This window comes from Bacillus sp. S3 (assembly GCF_005154805.1).
Classification (GTDB): domain Bacteria; phylum Bacillota; class Bacilli; order Bacillales; family Cytobacillaceae; genus Neobacillus.
The window spans coordinates 4,314,430-4,334,461 of the sequence record NZ_CP039727.1 but is presented as its reverse complement, the minus strand read 5'-3'; the positions used below and the strand labels follow the sequence as shown (position 1 = coordinate 4,334,461).

The 20,032-nt window shown below is 45.4% G+C and carries 13 protein-coding genes and 3 rRNA genes; all 16 read left to right on the top strand.

From position 1 onward, the window contains the following. Nucleotides 1-255 precede the first annotated feature (255 nt). The 16 genes from FAY30_RS21000 to FAY30_RS20925 all read left to right on the top strand — a co-directional run bounded on the left by FAY30_RS21000 (nucleotide 256) and on the right by FAY30_RS20925 (nucleotide 19,868). A complete protein-coding gene (locus FAY30_RS21000) occupies nucleotides 256-1,158 on the top strand; it encodes an ABC transporter ATP-binding protein (protein WP_149871693.1) in 903 nt (300 codons plus the stop codon). Beyond that, nucleotides 1,159-1,896: an ABC transporter permease gene (locus FAY30_RS20995; protein ID WP_149871692.1), complete on the top strand. Its 738-nt coding sequence runs from the start codon at nucleotides 1,159-1,161 to the stop codon at nucleotides 1,894-1,896. A 6-nt stretch (nucleotides 1,897-1,902) separates the two neighbouring features. Further along, a complete protein-coding gene (locus tag FAY30_RS20990) occupies nucleotides 1,903-3,033 on the top strand; it encodes a sensor histidine kinase (protein ID WP_149871691.1) in 1,131 nt (376 codons plus the stop codon). A 337-nt stretch (nucleotides 3,034-3,370) separates the two neighbouring features. Further along, a complete protein-coding gene (locus FAY30_RS20985; RefSeq protein WP_149871690.1) occupies nucleotides 3,371-3,973 on the top strand; it encodes a response regulator transcription factor in 603 nt (200 codons plus the stop codon). A gap of 213 nt (nucleotides 3,974-4,186) precedes the next feature. Beyond that, nucleotides 4,187-5,473 carry a UDP-glucose dehydrogenase family protein gene (locus FAY30_RS20980; protein WP_149871689.1) on the top strand — a complete coding sequence of 429 codons (1,287 nt, stop codon included), beginning with the start codon at nucleotides 4,187-4,189 and terminating at the stop codon, nucleotides 5,471-5,473. A 114-nt stretch (nucleotides 5,474-5,587) separates the two neighbouring features. Beyond that, a complete protein-coding gene (locus tag FAY30_RS20975; protein WP_149871688.1) occupies nucleotides 5,588-6,169 on the top strand; it encodes a TetR/AcrR family transcriptional regulator in 582 nt (193 codons plus the stop codon). Nucleotides 6,170-6,192: 23 nt separating this feature from the next. After that, nucleotides 6,193-6,534, top strand: coding sequence for a DMT family transporter (locus FAY30_RS20970; RefSeq protein ID WP_149871687.1), 342 nt, complete (start codon nucleotides 6,193-6,195; stop codon nucleotides 6,532-6,534). Next, the gene (locus tag FAY30_RS20965) at nucleotides 6,534-6,848 is read left to right on the top strand and encodes a DMT family transporter (protein WP_149871686.1); all 315 of its coding nucleotides are present in this window, start codon (nucleotides 6,534-6,536) and stop codon (nucleotides 6,846-6,848) included. The genes FAY30_RS20970 and FAY30_RS20965 overlap by 1 nt, the downstream gene beginning before the upstream one ends. Nucleotides 6,849-7,116: 268 nt before the next feature. Next, nucleotides 7,117-8,666 (top strand): 16S ribosomal RNA (locus FAY30_RS20960). A 194-nt stretch (nucleotides 8,667-8,860) separates the two neighbouring features. Next, nucleotides 8,861-11,797 (top strand): 23S ribosomal RNA (locus FAY30_RS20955). 82 nt (nucleotides 11,798-11,879) lie between these two features. Further along, a 5S ribosomal RNA gene (rrf, locus tag FAY30_RS20950) occupies nucleotides 11,880-11,996 on the top strand. The 16S, 23S and 5S rRNA genes sit together here, the layout of an rRNA operon. 533 nt (nucleotides 11,997-12,529) lie before the next feature. Beyond that, nucleotides 12,530-17,155 carry a type VII secretion protein EssC gene (gene essC, locus FAY30_RS20945; RefSeq protein WP_149871685.1) on the top strand — a complete coding sequence of 1,542 codons (4,626 nt, stop codon included), beginning with the start codon at nucleotides 12,530-12,532 and terminating at the stop codon, nucleotides 17,153-17,155. Continuing rightward, the gene (locus FAY30_RS20940; protein WP_149871684.1) at nucleotides 17,148-17,399 is read left to right on the top strand and encodes a methyltransferase; all 252 of its coding nucleotides are present in this window, start codon (nucleotides 17,148-17,150) and stop codon (nucleotides 17,397-17,399) included. The genes essC and FAY30_RS20940 overlap by 8 nt, the downstream gene beginning before the upstream one ends. Nucleotides 17,400-17,509: 110 nt before the next feature. Next, the gene (locus tag FAY30_RS20935; protein ID WP_149871683.1) at nucleotides 17,510-18,190 is read left to right on the top strand and encodes a hypothetical protein; all 681 of its coding nucleotides are present in this window, start codon (nucleotides 17,510-17,512) and stop codon (nucleotides 18,188-18,190) included. A gap of 4 nt (nucleotides 18,191-18,194) precedes the next feature. Continuing rightward, on the top strand, nucleotides 18,195-19,658 hold the full coding sequence (locus tag FAY30_RS20930) for an Mbeg1-like protein (protein WP_149871682.1): 1,464 nt from the start codon (nucleotides 18,195-18,197) through the stop codon (nucleotides 19,656-19,658). A gap of 18 nt (nucleotides 19,659-19,676) precedes the next feature. Beyond that, nucleotides 19,677-19,868, top strand: coding sequence for a hypothetical protein (locus FAY30_RS20925; protein WP_149871681.1), 192 nt, complete (start codon nucleotides 19,677-19,679; stop codon nucleotides 19,866-19,868). The last annotated feature ends 164 nt before the right edge of the window (nucleotides 19,869-20,032 follow it).

The window sequence follows — 20,032 nt, the reverse complement described above, 5'->3', positions numbered from 1 at the left end:
CCAATAAAACTAATGAAGGGACCTTCACTCATGGGGGTCTCTTTTTTGCCGATAAGAAAGTATAACTTTCTTATCAGGCATAAGCGCAACTACGCCTCTGTCTTCGCCTAACGGCTCGCCAATCGGCGAGTTTTCTTTAGCTTTCTGACACTAAACAATATGACATTTGTCACCTTATTTTGGTGACATTGCTTACTAAAATTTACCTCCCCAAAATCATACAATGAAATCAAGTAATCAGGAGGTGTTCGATAGATGAACAAAATTGTAAGCTTAACAAACGTGACAAAGTCATTTCAACATAAAACAGCGGTTAATAATGTATCTTTCACCATTGGAAAAGGGGAAGTGGTAGCGATTCTTGGACCGAATGGGGCGGGGAAAACAACGACCATCTCGATGATTTTAGGACTGCTCAAACCAACGGCGGGCGAGGCCCAATTATTCGGCCGCCACCCACAAGAAAAACAAGTCCGCGAAAAGATCGGTACGATGCTCCAGGAAGTCAGTGTGATGCAGGGGTTAAAGGTACGCGAGATCCTTGAACTGATTAGAAGCTATTATCCACACCCGCTCGCCTTAACGGAACTAATCAATCTAACTGGATTAACCGACCAGGACCTGAAAACACGGGCTGAAAAATTATCGGGCGGACAAAAACGCCGCTTAAGCTTTGCCCTTGCCCTCGCAGGCAACCCTGAGCTAATCATTTTTGATGAACCGACCGTAGGCATGGATACGATCTCGAGAAAACGATTTTGGGAGACAGTCCATCACTTGGCTGACCAAGGAAATACCATTATTTTCTCGACCCATTACCTGCAGGAAGCGGACGATGCCGCGAACAGAATCTTACTTTTTAAAGACGGCGCAATCGTCGCTGACGGAACGCCGGCAGAAATCAAAGCAAGAATTTCCAAGCAGTCTGTTTCCTTTATCGTGGACCCGGAAATATCACTAGAAAGCCTGTATCTGCACAGTGAAATCGATGAAATTTATCGAAAAAATAATCGCGTCTATGTCCAGTCGAACAACACAGACTGTGTTTTAGAGCTGCTTTTTCAAGAAAAGCTCGGTGCTCGTGACATCCAAATTGATCGCGGCAAGCTTGAGGAAGCGTTCGAACAGCTGACAAGCAGCTCAAAGGAGGCCGTTTAGATGAAAACCTTTCAAATGCAGTGCAAAGTTGAAATAATCCGCATCCTAAGGAATCGATATTTTGTTTTTTGGTCCCTTGTCATGCCCATTCTCTTCTATTATATTTTTACAAACGTGGTAAACACCAATGCTCCGAACAAAGCAGAATGGCAGGCCCATTACCTGATGTCGATGACGGTGTTCAGTGTGATGGGTTCGTCGATGATGACGCTCGGTATCCGCATGGTGCAGGAGCGTTCACAAGGCTGGTCGAGATTCATTCGCATCACGCCGCTTTCCGACACCGTCTATTTTGCGGCGCAAATGATTGGCCAAAGCGTCATTCATCTGCTTTCGATTACAATTATTTTTCTCGCGGGGGCAATCATCAATGACGTTTCACTTACCGCCTTTGAATGGATTGCCAGCGGTTTATGGATTTTACTAGGCTCGCTGCCATTCCTCGCGATCGGCACGTTAATCGGAATGATGAAAAAGGTAGAAACGGCTGCTGGTATCAGCAATGTCATTTATATGGTGCTCGCCGTTGCGGGCGGGCTCTGGATGCCGATTGAAATCATGCCAAAAGTGATGCAAACCATCGCCCAATGGCTGCCATCCTATCATTTTGGCAGCGGTGCCTGGGAAATCGTCCGCGGCAGCATGCCGAATTGGAAAAATATACTGATTCTCCTCTCCTATTTGGCCGTATTTCTGCTATTATCAAACTATATTAGAAGAAAAACGGAAGCAGTGTGATGCGTTATGAAAAAGTCATTTAGCATATTCCCGCGCCAAATGGGCTTTTTCCCGTATGTCTTTCTGATTTATATTGGTTTTCCCGCTTTTTATTTAACAAAAGAATCAGGGGTGAAGCAGCTCATCGGTTATGGGATGTTGCTGCTTTTCTTGGTGACCTATCGCGAGCTCTATTTTTTAATAGGAAAAAGGACATTCAGCTACTGGCTGGCTGTTCAACTGGCGATTGTATTCCTCTTCAGTTTGTTTTATAACTTAAACTACATGTTTTTAGGATTTTTCCCAGCAAATTTCATCGGCTGGTACATGAGTAAAACGGGATTTCGACGTGGACTAATCGGTTTAGTGATTGTTGAAATTCTTCCGTTCATTGTTCATATCAGCCGGACGAAAACATTTCTCACTCCGTCAGAGCTGATCTATTTCGTCCCTTTCCTGATCATCATGCTGATTTCTCCGTTTGGCATTCGCTCACTCAATCGGCGAATCGAGCTTGAGAAGGAACTTGATCGGGCGAATCAGAAAATTGAAGAATTGGTCAAGCGAGAGGAGCGGGTGCGGATTGCCAGAGATCTCCACGATACACTCGGACATACCTTGTCATTGCTGACGTTAAAAAGCCAGCTTGTGCAGCGGCTGACGGCGGTCGACCCTGAACGGGCGAAGCTTGAAGCAAAGGAAATGGAAGTCACTTCCCGAGCTGCCCTCAAGGAGGTACGCGAGCTCGTCACCGATATGCGGGCAGCCACTATAACGGAAGAGCTCCTGCAAGTACAGCAAATCCTGCGTGCTGCAGGAATAACCTATCAGTACGATGGCGACGTAGATTTTTCCAGCATCTCCCCATTTACACAAAATATCATCGGGATGTGCGTCCGCGAGGCGGCTACAAACGTCGTCAAGCATAGCCGTGCTGCCCACTGTTCCATTTCCATCAAGCTTCTTTCTGGAAAAATGAACCTAGTCATTCGCGATGATGGGATGGGCATACGGAATGAGCAAGCCTTTGGGAATGGTTTGCGGGGGATGGGAGAGAGACTGGCACTTATTGACGGTGTACTCGCGCTGTCAAACCATAATGGGGCGGTTCTGGAAATTAATGTTCCGATTGTCAGAAAAGCGGAAGCGCCCGTTTAGCGACGTATGGACTGGAGCCCTCCAACTGAGATAAAGGAAACACGAAGAGCGCAAGTGATTCGATGTTGACTTATCGTAGGGCGGAGGGCGAAGTGCACTAGTCGCTGGGCGCTGTAGCTGGACAAGAAAAGCGGAAGCGCCCGTTTAGCGACGTATGGACTGGAGCCCTCCAACTGAGATAAAGGAAACACGAAGAGCGCAAGTGATTCGATGTTGACTTATCGTAGGGCGGAGGGCGAAGTACACTAGTCGCTGGGCGCTGTAGCTGGACAAGAAAAGCGCCTGCATAAACGGAAAGGAATCAAAAATGAATTGATTAAAAAGGAGGGGCAGCCGTATGATTCGCCTGTTTATTGCGGAAGATCAGCGAATGCTGCTGGGGGCATTAGGCTCGTTGCTAGATTTAGAGATAGATATGAAGGTCATCGGCCAGGCGATGAACGGAGAAGAGGCACTCAATAGAATCTTGGAACTCAAACCGGATGTCTGCTTGATGGATATTGAAATGCCGGTGTTAAATGGACTTGAGGTGGCAGAAGAACTCGCAAAGCGGAAGTCACCGAGCAAGATCATTATTTTAACCACTTTTGCCCGGCCCGGATATTTTGAGCGTGCTCTAAAAATCGGCGTCCACGGCTACCTGCTGAAGGATGGGGAAATAGATGAGCTCGCCGAGACCATTCGCAAGGTGATGGAAGGAAAACGGGTGTTCAGTCCAGAACTGACTTTTAACGTCATCCGTGAGGAAAATCCGCTGACCCCAAAGGAACAAGAGATATTACGTCTAGCCAGCTTAGGAAAGACGACAAAAGAAATCACATCCGAACTTTATTTATCATCCGGAACCGTCCGCAACTATATCTCTGAAATCATCCATAAACTCGATGCCAAAAATCGAACGGAAGCCGCCAGCATTGCCGAGAAAAAAGGCTGGATTTAGCTCTGGAAAGGTGCCTTTAATAGGTGCCTTTTTTTGTGCTCCTCGGGAGTCCTATTTCCCTCCTTTCGGACAACTCCCCATTTATTGCCCTTTTATGTTGGACAACCTTCCACAAAACTCCTTTAAGAATAAATTAATACAAGCCATGTTTGAGGTAAGGCAATCGGTCATTGCTAATCATTCTCAAAGAGACAAAAGGGGGAATAAATAATCGTGAAAATATTAATCGTCGGAACAGGATATGTCGGGACGACGACAGGCCTTATTTTTTCTGAAATGGGTCACCAGGTTACGGGGCTGGACCTCGATGATAAAAAAATTAAAGCACTAAAAGCCGGTAAACTGCACTTCTATGAGCCGGGACTTGAGGAATTATTAAGTAAGCATGTTCAAGCCGAAACGATCAAATTTACCAAAAAGGCAAAGAAAGCTATTAAAGAAAATGATGTTATTTTCATTTGTGTCGGAACACCGCAGGGTACAAACGGGAGTGCTGACCTAACCTATGTAAGAAATGTCGCAAAATCAATCGGCAAATATATGAATCAATACAAAGTCGTCGTTACAAAAAGCACTGTACCAGTGGGGACGGCTGATTTAGTGACGCAATGGATTAAAGAAAGTCAAGACGAACCACTCCCTTTTGATGTCGTTTCAAATCCAGAGTTCTTGAGGGAGGGCGCTGCTCTTCATGATGCTTTTAATCCCGACCGAATTATCATTGGCACAACAAGTGAGGCGGCAGGAGCTGTATTGCGGGAACTGTATCAAAATTTTTCATGCCCGATCATTGAGACCAACCCAAAAGCCTCTGAAATGATTAAATATGCCGCTAATTCCTTCCTGGCCATGAAAATTTCCTTTATTAACGAATTAGCCAGACTATGCGATCACCTGAAGATTAATGTAAATGATGTTTCAGAAGGGGTGGGGCTTGACAACCGCATTGGCCCGCATTTTTTAAATGCGGGAATGGGGTATGGCGGTTCCTGTTTCCCTAAGGATGTAAACGCACTCATCCAAATCGCGAAAGACCATAACCATACCCTTTCCATTTTAGAAAAAGTCGTTGAGGTAAATGAAACACAGCCGCAATACTTTATTGAAAAAATAAAACAAGTCCTGGGCGGCGTTTTAGAAAATAAAACAATTGCCGTAATAGGATTATCATTTAAGGCAAATACCGATGATACGCGAGAATCGCCGAGCTTGGTTTTAATCAACAAATTAATTGAAGAGCAAGCTGCCGTTCGCGTCCACGATCCCATTGTAAAAATAACCCCGGATGCCTCCATCCATCAATTTCAAAGTATTGAAGAAACCGTTACTGGGGCACATGCCCTTGTGATAGGCACGGACTGGGATGTGTATAAACAGCTTGATTGGGCAAGCATAAAACCGCTCATGGAACAACCGAATATTTTTGATGGAAGAAATCTACTGGATAAAGGGATCAGCGAGGGCTTAGGTTTTCATTATACAGGGATTGCGAATCATTAATCTAAAAGGGGTATTTGCCTGGGCAGATATCCTTTTTCTTTTGAAGAAAAAAGGATTGACACCAATCAATATTCTTGATAAGTTTAACTGACGAACGTTCGGAAGGGTGAAAAAATGACTTCAACTCGGATTAAGGAAGTGGCCCTCAAACATTTTGCTCAAAATGGCTATGATGGAACATCGATGGCGCAGATTGCCGATGATGTAGGGATTAAAAAACAGTCCATATATACTCATTTCAAAGGGAAAGATGAACTTTTTCTACAGATATGTAATGAAGTATTTGCTCGTGAACTACGATTCGTGATGGAGTTTATTGAAAAAAATACTACACAACCTCTAGAGGATTTCTTATTTGGGTTTCTTTTTCATTATAAAGAGAGGAATGAAAAGAACGAGTATTCTAAATTCTGGCTTCGGCTCGTGTTTTTCCCACCAGCGCATCTTTATGAACAGGTCATGAAATTTGTGTACGAATATTTAGATCGGATAGAAGAACTTCTAGTTCCGATTATGGAAAGTGCCATGCGGGAGGGGAGAATAAACACCGAGATTGGTGCTGACCGGGCCACGGCTGCATTTTTGGGCATTCTGGATGGTATGTTCGTTGAAATATTATATGGCGGGCCCGAGAGAGCTCGAAAAAGATTAGAGTCTTCTTGGGATCTCTATTGGCGCGGATTATCGAAAATATAGTGGAATGATTGGAGGGGGAACGAATGAATCGAAATTGGGCACTTGTCATAGTGGCAGGCATTATTGAAATCCTGTGGGCGGCCGGCTTGAAATATTCACATAGCTGGATTTCTTGGGGAGGAACACTGATCCTTATCTATTTATCATTTGTCGTTTTGCTTCGCGCAATCAAAAGCGTACCTGTAGCCACCGCATATGCAGTCTTTACCGGAATTGGAACCGCAGGGACTGTACTTCTCGAAACTCTTTTTTTCAAAGAAGCATTTAGTTGGACGAAATTCTTTTTTATTCTTCTGCTTTTGGCCGGAGTCATCGGTTTAAAATTGATTACATCTGAATCTAGTGAAAAAGAAGGTGCAGCATAATGGCATGGATCTACCTTATTTTAGCGGGCGGTTTTGAAGTAGTGGGAGTGACAGGTATGAACAAAGTTGTTAAATACAAAAATCTTCAATCATACATGGTATTGTTTATCGGATTTGCCTTAAGTTTTAGCTTTCTTGGTTTAGCGATGAAAACTCTCCCAATGGGATTGGCTTATGCGGTTTGGACGGGGATTGGCACGATCGGTGGAACCATGGTAGGTATGTTGTTCTATGGAGAATCAAAAGATTGGAAGAGGATTCTATTTATCGGAATGATTCTGGCAGCCGTAATGGGTTTGAAATTGACATCTTAAAATTTTTTTAAAAAAACTTTTAAAAATCATTGACCAATCTACTAATATGCTGTAATATATGAAAAGTCGTCAGCGAGACGATAACAAGTTAAAAAAGTTGTTGACAGCAACAACTTGAAATGGTATATTGATAGAGTTGCTTCTAAACGGAGTAACGGAATTGTTCTTTGAAAACTAAACAAACAAAAACGTCAACAAACAATAAATTATTAGTTTCTTCTATAGAAACTAAGCCAACGTTTTAAATTATGAGCTAATCAACTCAACTTTTTTGGAGAGTTTGATCCTGGCTCAGGACGAACGCTGGCGGCGTGCCTAATACATGCAAGTCGAGCGAATCAATGGGAGCTTGCTCCCGTTGGTTAGCGGCGGACGGGTGAGTAACACGTGGGTAACCTGCCTGTAAGACTGGGATAACTTCGGGAAACCGGAGCTAATACCGGATAATTCTTTTCCTCTCATGAGGAAAAGCTGAAAGTCGGTTTCGGCTGACACTTACAGATGGGCCCGCGGCGCATTAGCTAGTTGGTGAGGTAACGGCTCACCAAGGCGACGATGCGTAGCCGACCTGAGAGGGTGATCGGCCACACTGGGACTGAGACACGGCCCAGACTCCTACGGGAGGCAGCAGTAGGGAATCTTCCACAATGGACGAAAGTCTGATGGAGCAACGCCGCGTGAGCGATGAAGGCCTTCGGGTCGTAAAGCTCTGTTGTTAGGGAAGAACAAGTATCGGAGTAACTGCCGGTACCTTGACGGTACCTAACCAGAAAGCCACGGCTAACTACGTGCCAGCAGCCGCGGTAATACGTAGGTGGCAAGCGTTGTCCGGAATTATTGGGCGTAAAGCGCGCGCAGGCGGTCCTTTAAGTCTGATGTGAAAGCCCACGGCTCAACCGTGGAGGGTCATTGGAAACTGGGGGACTTGAGTGCAGAAGAGGAAAGCGGAATTCCACGTGTAGCGGTGAAATGCGTAGAGATGTGGAGGAACACCAGTGGCGAAGGCGGCTTTCTGGTCTGTAACTGACGCTGAGGCGCGAAAGCGTGGGGAGCAAACAGGATTAGATACCCTGGTAGTCCACGCCGTAAACGATGAGTGCTAAGTGTTAGAGGGTTTCCGCCCTTTAGTGCTGCAGCTAACGCATTAAGCACTCCGCCTGGGGAGTACGGCCGCAAGGCTGAAACTCAAAGGAATTGACGGGGGCCCGCACAAGCGGTGGAGCATGTGGTTTAATTCGAAGCAACGCGAAGAACCTTACCAGGTCTTGACATCCTCTGACACTCCTAGAGATAGGACGTTCCCCTTCGGGGGACAGAGTGACAGGTGGTGCATGGTTGTCGTCAGCTCGTGTCGTGAGATGTTGGGTTAAGTCCCGCAACGAGCGCAACCCTTGATCTTAGTTGCCAGCATTCAGTTGGGCACTCTAAGGTGACTGCCGGTGACAAACCGGAGGAAGGTGGGGATGACGTCAAATCATCATGCCCCTTATGACCTGGGCTACACACGTGCTACAATGGATGGTACAAAGGGCTGCGAGACCGCAAGGTTTAGCCAATCCCATAAAACCATTCTCAGTTCGGATTGCAGGCTGCAACTCGCCTGCATGAAGCCGGAATCGCTAGTAATCGCGGATCAGCATGCCGCGGTGAATACGTTCCCGGGCCTTGTACACACCGCCCGTCACACCACGAGAGTTTGTAACACCCGAAGTCGGTGGGGTAACCGCAAGGAGCCAGCCGCCTAAGGTGGGACAGATGATTGGGGTGAAGTCGTAACAAGGTAGCCGTATCGGAAGGTGCGGCTGGATCACCTCCTTTCTAAGGATAATGCAGTCCTTTCGGACTGATAATAAGGTTGACGTTTCTTGTTTGTTTAGTTTTGAGGGAGCGATTCTCTCAAGACTTTTTTGTTCCTTGAAAACTAGATAATCGTAAGAAGAAGCAAAGTAAACATCGAGTAATCGCCATTTTAGTTTTTCTCTCTTATTGAATAAGAGTTATAAACCTTTTTAGGTTAAGTTAGAAAGGGCGCACGGTGAATGCCTTGGCACTAGGAGCCGATGAAGGACGGGACTAACACCGATATGCTTCGGGGAGCTGTAAGTAAGCTTTGATCCGGAGATTTCCGAATGGGGAAACCCACTGTTCGTAATGGAACAGTATCTTTACCTGAATACATAGGGTATAGAAGGCATACCCGGGGAACTGAAACATCTAAGTACCCGGAGGAAGAGAAAGCAAACGCGATTCCCTGAGTAGCGGCGAGCGAAACGGGACATAGCCCAAACCAAGAGGCTTGCCTCTTGGGGTTGTAGGACACTCAACATGGAGTTACAAAGGAACGGGGTAAATGAAGCGACCTGGAAAGGTCAGCCAGAGAAGGTAAAAGCCCTGTAGTTGAAACTTCGTTCCCTCCTGAGTGGATCCTGAGTACGGCCGGACACGTGAAATCCGGTCGGAAGCAGGGAGGACCATCTCCCAAGGCTAAATACTCCCTAGTGACCGATAGTGAACCAGTACCGTGAGGGAAAGGTGAAAAGCACCCCGGAAGGGGAGTGAAATAGTTCCTGAAACCGTGTGCCTACAAGTAGTCAGAGCCCGTTTATGGGTGATGGCGTGCCTTTTGTAGAATGAACCGGCGAGTTACGATCCCATGCAAGGTTAAGTTGAAGAGACGGAGCCGCAGCGAAAGCGAGTCTGAATAGGGCGTTTGAGTATGTGGTCGTAGACCCGAAACCAGGTGATCTACCCATGTCCAGGGTGAAGTCCAGGTAACACTGGATGGAGGCCCGAACCCACGCACGTTGAAAAGTGCGGGGATGAGGTGTGGGTAGCGGAGAAATTCCAATCGAACTTGGAGATAGCTGGTTCTCTCCGAAATAGCTTTAGGGCTAGCCTCACGTTGTTAGAGTCTTGGAGGTAGAGCACTGTTTGGACTAGGGGCCCTCATCGGGTTACCGAATTCAGACAAACTCCGAATGCCAAAGACTTATCCGTGGGAGTCAGACTGCGAGTGATAAGATCCGTAGTCGAAAGGGAAACAGCCCAGACCACCAGCTAAGGTCCCAAAGTATACGTTAAGTGGAAAAGGATGTGGAGTTGCTTAGACAACCAGGATGTTGGCTTAGAAGCAGCCACCATTTAAAGAGTGCGTAATAGCTCACTGGTCGAGTGACTCTGCGCCGAAAATGTACCGGGGCTAAACGTATCACCGAAGCTGTGGATTGACACCATTAGGTGTCAGTGGTAGGAGAGCGTTCTAAGGGCGTTGAAGCTAGACCGTAAGGACTGGTGGAGCGCTTAGAAGTGAGAATGCCGGTATGAGTAGCGAAAGATGAGTGAGAATCTCATCCACCGTATGCCTAAGGTTTCCTGAGGAAGGCTCGTCCGCTCAGGGTTAGTCGGGACCTAAGCCGAGGCCGAAAGGCGTAGGCGATGGACAACAGGTTGATATTCCTGTACCACCTATGAATCGTTTGAGTGATGGGGGGACGCAGGAGGATAGGGTAAGCGCGCTGTTGGATATGCGCGTCTAAGCAGTTAGGCTGGTGAATAGGAAAATCCGTTCACCATGAAGGCTGAGCTGTGACAGCGAGGGAAATTTAGTACCGAAGTTCCTGATTCCACACTGCCAAGAAAAGCCTCTAGCGAGATTCAAGGTGCCCGTACCGCAAACCGACACAGGTAGGCGAGGAGAGAATCCTAAGGTGAGCGAGAGAACTCTCGTTAAGGAACTCGGCAAAATGACCCCGTAACTTCGGGAGAAGGGGTGCTCTTTAGGGTTCATAGCCCTGAAGAGCCGCAGTGAATAGGCCCAGGCGACTGTTTAGCAAAAACACAGGTCTCTGCGAAGCCGCAAGGCGAAGTATAGGGGCTGACGCCTGCCCGGTGCTGGAAGGTTAAGAGGAGGGGTTAGCTCACGCGAAGCTCTGAATCGAAGCCCCAGTAAACGGCGGCCGTAACTATAACGGTCCTAAGGTAGCGAAATTCCTTGTCGGGTAAGTTCCGACCCGCACGAAAGGCGTAACGATCTGGGCACTGTCTCAACGAGAGACTCGGTGAAATTATAGTACCTGTGAAGATGCAGGTTACCCGCGACAGGACGGAAAGACCCCGTGGAGCTTTACTGTAGCCTGATATTGAATTTTGGTACAGCTTGTACAGGATAGGTAGGAGCCTGAGAAGCCGGAGCGCTAGCTTCGGTGGAGGCGTCGGTGGGATACTACCCTGGCTGTATTGAAATTCTAACCCGCACCCCTTATCGGGGTGGGAGACAGTGTCAGGTGGGCAGTTTGACTGGGGCGGTCGCCTCCTAAAGAGTAACGGAGGCGCCCAAAGGTTCCCTCAGAATGGTTGGAAATCATTCGTAGAGTGTAAAGGCACAAGGGAGCTTGACTGCGAGACCTACAAGTCGAGCAGGGACGAAAGTCGGGCTTAGTGATCCGGTGGTTCCGCATGGAAGGGCCATCGCTCAACGGATAAAAGCTACCCCGGGGATAACAGGCTTATCTCCCCCAAGAGTCCACATCGACGGGGAGGTTTGGCACCTCGATGTCGGCTCATCGCATCCTGGGGCTGTAGTCGGTCCCAAGGGTTGGGCTGTTCGCCCATTAAAGCGGTACGCGAGCTGGGTTCAGAACGTCGTGAGACAGTTCGGTCCCTATCCGTCGTGGGCGCAGGAAATTTGAGAGGAGCTGTCCTTAGTACGAGAGGACCGGGATGGACGCACCGCTGGTGTACCAGTTGTCTTGCCAAAGGCATCGCTGGGTAGCTATGTGCGGACGGGATAAGTGCTGAAAGCATCTAAGCATGAAGCCCCCCTCAAGATGAGATTTCCCATAGCGTCAAGCTAGTAAGATCCCTGAAAGATGATCAGGTTGATAGGTCAGAGGTGGAAGCATGGCGACATGTGGAGCTGACTGATACTAATCGATCGAGGACTTAACCATTTTATATTGGTTGAACTCGTTTTTACAAAAACTTCTTCTGCAATATCTAGTTTTGAGGGAATGAAACCTCAAACAAAATAAGTCTGGTAACAATGGCGAGAAGGTCACACCCGTTCCCATACCGAACACGGAAGTTAAGCTTCTCAGCGCCGATGGTAGTTGGGACATGCGTCCCTGTGAGAGTAGGACGTTGCCAGGCACAAAAAAGAGATAACCTTTGTAGGTTGTCTCTTTTTTGTGTGCCAATAAATAGAAGCGGAAAGTAAAAGTGTAAAAGTGGACAGTAAATTGATAGAATCGGACAGTAAAATAAGAAAAGCGGAAAGTAAATGACCAAAAGCGGAAAGTAAACCAATTAAAGCAGGGAGAAAATCGAGAAAACACTAAAAAGGGTCTCCGACATAGCTTTTAGCTTAGTTCCATCCGAATTACGCCTAAATATTCAATCCCCTGCCGATTTTTTCAATCTGTTTATCAAGTTAAAAACAGTCCCTTTGTCCCACTAGTAAAGGAAAATAGCCCTATAAAAAAAATGGTATGATAAGGAAGTGAAAAATTAACATCAACTGGAAATTCTAATTTCCGGAAAAAGATAATCCTTATGACACAATTTTGGCATAGGAAAGACTCTTAACCTGCTTCATTAAACCTATATACATTGTGAAAATGATACATTATTACTTTATCAAAAAAATGAATGAAAATTAGCAGTCTGCTAGGGAGAGATTTTACGTGATTTTAACGTTGTTTGATCGTAAAAAGGCGTTTACCTTTGTTCTGCCTGAACGGGTAACCGGCCGTTATGTACTGACTACGGAGAGCCGGAATGGCAGTAAACGAGAGATGATGGCAATAGAGGCAGAAGAGGGACAATGGTTTATCAAGTCCAATAAGTATGCTTTTTTAAGCAATGCTGACGGGCAAAAGGTCAGCAAGCAGCCGGTTGAAGAATTTAGAACCTATACGATTAACCGAGAAGGTGAAGCGCCATCGCTTTTATATGCGGAACCTTTTCAATTTGATCAAAATATTTACACAAAGCACTACGTTACCACGGATTCCTTAAAAATCGGCAGATCGAAGGACAGTCAGATTTGTTTCGCCAATAAATTAGTGTCCAATTCACATTGCGTAATTGAATACGACAAGAATGGATCAGCAGTAATCCGTGACCTGCAAAGTTCAAATGGCACCTATGTGAACGGGGAAAGAGTAACGGAGCACACGCTTAAAATTGGCGATTGTATTTACATAATGGGATTAAAAATCATTTATAATGGGAAACTGCTTTCGTTAAATAATCCGCATCGGCTAGTACTCCTTGATCGGAATGCGTTTCAGCCATTTACCGTTGAACCGCCCATTATAGCGGATGAGGAGGAGCTTGATGAATTTCAGGTAGAGGAGACGACTTCTGACCTTTTTTTCCGTTCGCCTCGTTTTAAAAGAGAAATTACAACGCCAGAGATTAAGATTGATCCCCCGCCATCACCAGTGAACCAAGAAGAAACTCCATTAATGCTGCTATTAGGGCCCTCGCTTACGATGGGAATGGCCTCCTTGTTCATGGGGCTGTTTACCCTGCAAAATGTGATGTCGACGAATGGGAATATCATGATGGCGATGCCGACTTTGGTAATGTCCTTTAGTATGCTGGTAGGGACAATTCTTTGGCCGATTTTAACTAAGAGGCATGAGAAAAAGACCCGGATCAAGCAGGAAAAAATCAGGCAGGAAAAATATCGTGCCTACTTAGAGGAAATGGCGGAGGTTATTGAAGAAGAACGGAAACGGCAAAGTGAGATTTTACATGAGAATCATGTGCCGATTGGACATTGCGTTGCCCGGATTCAGGCGCAGCAGCGAAATCTGTGGGAAAGAACCCTTGGCCAGGATGACTTTTTGAAGCTCCGTTTAGGTCTTGGAAATCTACCGCTCAATGCAGATATAAAATTCCCGGAAAAACGTTTTAGTGTGGAAGATGACGGACTGCAAGAGGAACTGTATAAACTTGCGGATACACCAAAGGTTTTAACAGATGTCCCGGTCACATTCTCACTTATGGAAGAAAAGGTCAGCGGGATTATTGGCAGCAGGGAGAAGGTAAAGGCATTAGTCGAGGGGCTGATTTTTCAACTAACCGCCTTGCACAGCTATGATGAATTAAAACTGGTGTTTGTTTACGACCAGCAAGAGCAGGACAGGTGGAACTTTGTTAGATGGCTGCCGCATGTTTGGGACGATACGAAAACTATCCGCTACATGGCCACTGATGCAAATGAATTAAAAGAGTTGTCGGCCGTGATTGAAAGGGAAATTTCTCAGCGGCAGAAGTTAGCAGATGATGAACTAGCCAATGTAACGCAGCATTATGTTATTTTTTCAATGGATAAGAATTTAGCGGCAAAAGCGGAAATGTTCACGATGATTTTACAAGCGAAAAAGAACATTGGCTTTAGCTTGATTACTCTATACGATGAATTGAAAAACCTGCCGAAGGAATGTTCAGCAGTTATTGAACTAGACGGCTCCTCGGCAAAGATCTTTGACAAAGACGATATAACTGGTCAGTTTACGGCATTTCGCCCGGATATTTATTTGCAGGAAGACCCGGAGAATCTGGCAATTCAGCTTGGCAACATCAATCTGGCTTCATTAAATAAGGCTTATACACTTCCAGAGATGCTCACCTTTTTAGAAATGTTTGGAGTTAGTAAAATTGAACACTTGAATGTGCTGACAAAATGGAAGGAAAATGATCCGGTGAAGACACTGGAGACGCCCATCGGGGTTGATCAGTCTGGTGAGTTGTTCAAGCTCGACCTCCACGAAAAATTCCACGGCCCCCATGGTCTGATAGCCGGAATGACCGGCTCTGGGAAAAGTGAATTTATCATGACGTTTATATTGTCTCTTGCGGTGAATTATCACCCGGATGAAGTGGCGTTTATTTTAATCGATTATAAGGGCGGGGGCATGGCGAACGCGTTTGTGGATCTGCCGCATCTTGCCGGAACGATTACCAACCTTGACGGAGCAGCCGTTAAACGATCGCTAATTTCGATTCAAAGTGAGTTGAAGCGGCGCCAGGCGATTTTTAGCGAAACAAGTAAACGGGTGGATGAAAGCAATATCGATATTTATAAATACCAGAAGCTGTATCGTGAAGGCCGGGTAACCGAGCCGCTGCAGCATTTGTTTATCATTTCGGATGAGTTCGCGGAGTTAAAGACACAGCAGCCGGAATTCATGGATCAGCTGGTCAGTGCGGCGCGTATTGGACGAAGCCTGGGGATTCACTTGATACTTGCGACGCAAAAGCCCTCAGGGGTTGTTGATGATCAAATTTGGAGTAACAGTAAATTTAGAATCAGCCTGAAGGTGCAGGAGAAGGCGGACAGTATGGAGGTAATCAAACGGCCGGATGCTGCCGAACTGTCGACCACAGGGCGATTCTACCTGCAGGTCGGGTTTAATGAAGTGTTCATGCTTGGTCAGTCTGCATGGGGCGGTGCCCCGTATTATCCTGCGGAAAAATTGGAGAAACACCAGGATGACAGCATCGTCGTAATTGATCATCTTGGCCGTGTTCTAAAAAGCGCACGAATCGATAAACGGAATACACAAGTGAATAAACCGCCAAAGCAATTGGATGAAATAACGGACTATCTGGCTCAATTAGCTTCACAAGAACAGATAAAGGTGAAGCAGCTGTGGCTTGAACCGATTCCAAGCAAAATCTTTTTAGAAAAATTGCAGCAAAAATATCGTATCACAACGGAGCAGAGCTTTGCGTTAAATCCGGTAATCGGAGAGTATGACGATCCGGCTAATCAAAGCCAGCACATCCTTAGACTGCCGCTCACAACCGAAGGCAACACTGTCATTTATGGTGTCGCCGGCAGCGGAAAAACGACGTTCTTGGCAACATTGATTTATTCACTCATGGAGGAGCATACACCGGATGAGGTCAATCTATACTTAATGGACTTTAGCAGTGAAACATTAAGCTGGTTCCGAGAAGCACCGCATGTGGGTGATGTGGTTCTTTCCCATGAAAGCGAGAAGGTCACGAACCTTTTTAGAATGTTAACGAATGAGATTGAGCGCAGAAAGAAATTATTGGCCAACTATGGCGGCGATTTCAGCACGTACAACTGTTCGGCAGAGCAGGGGCTGCCTTCGATTGTTGTCGCGATTCACAATTATGCGGCTTTTTCAGAGATGTATGAGGACTATGAAGAAGCGATTTCCTTCTTAACTCGGGAAGGTCTTAAATACGGCATTTACTTCGTCGTTACTGCAGCGAATACCGGAGCCATCCGCTACCGTTTGCTGCAAAACTTTAAGCAGCTGTTTGTTTTGCAATTAAACGATACGACGGAATATTCAGGTGTGTTGGGTAGTGTTGATGGAGTGTATCCATCGAAATACAAAGGCCGGGGTATTTTTAAAGCGGGCAGTGTGTACGAATTCCAGACCGCCCTTATTACGGATGGAACAACGGATATGTACCGTTTTATGACGGAATATTGTGCAGAACAAAGCAAGAAGTGGAATAAAGCAAGGGCAAGAAGAATCCCGGTTCTTCCGGAAAAGGTCAACCTGGATTATTTTGCTGCCGGTGAACTGAAAACCAATCATCCGGGGGAAATACCCGTAGCCGTCGAGAAAAGTACGCTTGCTGTTTACTTTTTTGACTTTAGCGATTCCTTTGTCAATCTTGTTCTGACAAGCAATAGCGATCAGGAATGTACTGGGTTTATCCAGGGAGCTGCTGAGATGCTGGCGGCAAACGGGGGCAGTGAAGTTATCGCCGTTGATCCGCATAACAATTTCATTAAAGATATGAACCAGGGCTATCGCTACGTGACCGGTGCACAGCCAATCGAAGAAACGATTGTTTATTTGTTCAATACACTTGTCTACCGCAATAATACAACGAAAGACGCAGTGGCGGAAGGCATGACGCCGCCAGTGTTTGAACGGATATTTTGTGTGATTGATTCGTTCAGCGATTTGAATAATAGCTTATCAGCAGATGGAAAGGATAAGCTTGCAGTGTTTTTAGATAAGGGAGCGTCGCTGGCTGTCCATCTGATTATTGGCGATCAGGCCGACCGAATCAACGCGATTTCATACGAAAGCTGGTTTAAAAATCATGTATCGCAAAGTGACGGCATTTGGGTCGGCAGCGGGATTACTGATCAATATGTATTGAAAACGAATAAGACGACTAGCGAAATGTATCAGGACATTCCAACCGGCTTTGGCTATTGTCTGAAGAAAGGAAAGCCTGTATTGGTGAAGCTGTTGTCATCTGCGGCTGTGAGTGAGGAGGAATTGGTCTATGGATAAGGTGTTAGTAGAGGTATTTATCCCTGCGGCCAATCAGACATTTGACATCTTCCTTCCGCTTAAAAGCAAACTTCATGAGGTCGTTCTGTTAGTAGGCAATACTTTGACAGAGCTGTCACAGGGCTATTATACCGGCACAGAACAAACGGTTCTTTGCGACCGGCACACCGGGGAGATCTTCAATATCAATAATACGGTTGAAGAGCTCGGTTTAAAAAATGGATCGAAGCTGATGCTGCTATAAATCTCTTATTTTTAAAAAGTAACCGGTAAGGAAGGTACCTAATGAAAATCACAAAAAGGATTATGCTGATATTCTTCCTAATGCTTGTACTGATAGGGGGCACGGGTTGTATGGATTCAGAAAGCAAAATGGTCCATTATTTAGAAGATAAATATGGTGAAAAATTTGTCGTGGAACATAAAAAGGAAGGAAGCGTTCTATTCCCGGAGATGTATGGGAAAGATAAAATTTATGCCTATCCGGAAGGAAAGCCGGAATTAATCTTTGAAGCGGGAGAAAGTTCGTCAAAGGAAAAACAATACTACGATGATTATATCCCTGCCATTTGGGGCGGTGAATTGACGAAAAGTTTACAAGGCAGCCTTAAAGAGAGCCTTCCCGAGACGAGCATTTATAAAATCTATGTTAACGTTGCAGGGAGTAAATATAATCTGGAAATGAAGGATTTGCCTATTTTAAAGTATATCAATGAAGAAAACAAAGATATTAGGATTGTCTTAAAAGTCGCAATAAAGACCGCGGGTAAACCCAATACTTCTGATTATAGCGACGGACTGTACAAGGCTTTTGATCAATTAAAAGGTCTGAATACGACTTTTTATTCCTTCTCTGTGGGATTCGTAGACCAATCAGAGAAGATTGATGAATATATCAGAACCTCTAATGTGAATAACTTACCATGGTCCAATATAGAGGGAAAGGTATATGGACACCTGCAGGTCAATCAAGATATTACTGATATTAATAGTCCCGCTGATTTAATGAAATATTATACACCGGCTGAGGAGTGATAATATGACATTATCTAATTTAACAGAAGAAGAAAAATATTTACTCCTGCAGTTTTCGTATGTAGATTTGCCGGAGGATTATAAGGTTGACCCTAATCAGCCGGCGAATTTTAAAAAGTTAGTAAATGAAATGATGCTGACCTCTTCGGATTATGAGGAAAATGAGAGTTTTAAAAAGTTATATGAATATGTAAACGGCCCAAAAGGCGAGAATCTAGCCAATATTCAAATAACCAAATATGAAAACAACAACCCGGAATGGGAAGAAATCAAGCATGGGAAATTAAATTCCGGCTTTGTCGGCTTTGCCTTGAAGGATGAAGAAGGCAATGCCACTGCATTATTTAGGGGCAGTGAAAGTATGGGGGATCCGCTGCATCTCATAACCGACTGGAAATCAAATGTCGAAGCAGGGATCGGACAGGAGATCAAACAGCAGAAAGAAGCTGCAGCGTTTTATGAAAAATATATTTCCGGTGCCGAGGGTGACATCTATGTCATGGGCCACTCCAAAGGTGGGAATTTAGCCAATTATGTGTTAGTTCATTTTTTTAATCAAGATAAAAACCTGAAATCTTATGTTGTCAATGGCGCTCCCATCAACTGGTGGGTTCTCTCAAAGGAACAGCAGGAGGTCTTGAAAGGTGAGCGGAATACGTTTATCGTTCACCAAGATGATGCCGTCTCACAGCTGGGGCATGTTCCGTATGTCGACAAGACGATTAAAACCAAGAATAAGATTGGCGCGTTGGCATTAATTTCCGCCGTGATTGCCTATGGTGCTCTTTCACTTGATGCCCATAGCTTAGATGCCGTCGAGTTTGACGAGAACGGAAATTTTATTGGGGCGTCTGACGGGGCCTCAACAGGACGGATGATAGGGAACTTTATATTCTCTGGGATTATGTTTCCCTTATCCTTTGATGCTCTTGTCGATAAGGCGATGGCCTCCATCAAACAGGCCGTGTTTCAAATGGTCGTTTCGACCGTGGTAAAAGCAGTGGAACTGAAGCAACAACTGGACCAGAAACTGATGCAAATCAAGTTCGAATGCATTCGTTATATTTTAACTGTTATGAAGGTTTCACAGAAAGTAAAGCAGGAATTACACCAGTTTTTTGACCAATTTATTGAAAAAGCGAAATCGTTCGCTGCGCAGGTTTGGGGTAAACTTACCGGAGGATTTGGCTTAGCTGTGGAGCCCATCCTAAAAGTGGATCTGTCCAGACTCGCTTACTATTCTACAAGATTGCAAGGGGTTAAGCGGAAAACACAGCATGTGAACAGTTTGATTGATAGTTTATATCGTGAGGCTGACCTGTTGGATTTGGGGCATGTGTTAAAAGCGGATATGCTGACGAATTTTCATTTTAGAATCAATGAAAATATCAATTATCTTAATAGGACCATGGAAATATTGGAAAAGGGCGAGGCCGTTTTACTGAGAAAAGCCGAAGCCATTCGCTAGCATGCAGGAGGGACACTGATGGATGCGCATGTGAAAAATAAGATTCATACTATTATAGCCGAGCTTAATGCGCTTGCCCGGGAGCTGGATGACATCTCCCAGGGAATTAATCGTGAATTCAAAGGTATTGGCGCTGTGAAATGTGCTTCCAGCCTGCAAAGCACGGCGGGCAAGTACCGGTCGGTCATCCATGAATTAAGAAAAATATAAGGGAGCAGCGCATGCGCTTTTCTTATAATAGAATTTATAATTTTCGACTTTGAGAATTGTCCAGCTCCAGCACCCTAGCGGCTAGTGTCCTTCGCTCTCCGCCCTACGATAAGTCAACATCGAATCGCTATCGCTCTTCGTGTTTCCTTTATCTCAGTTGGAGC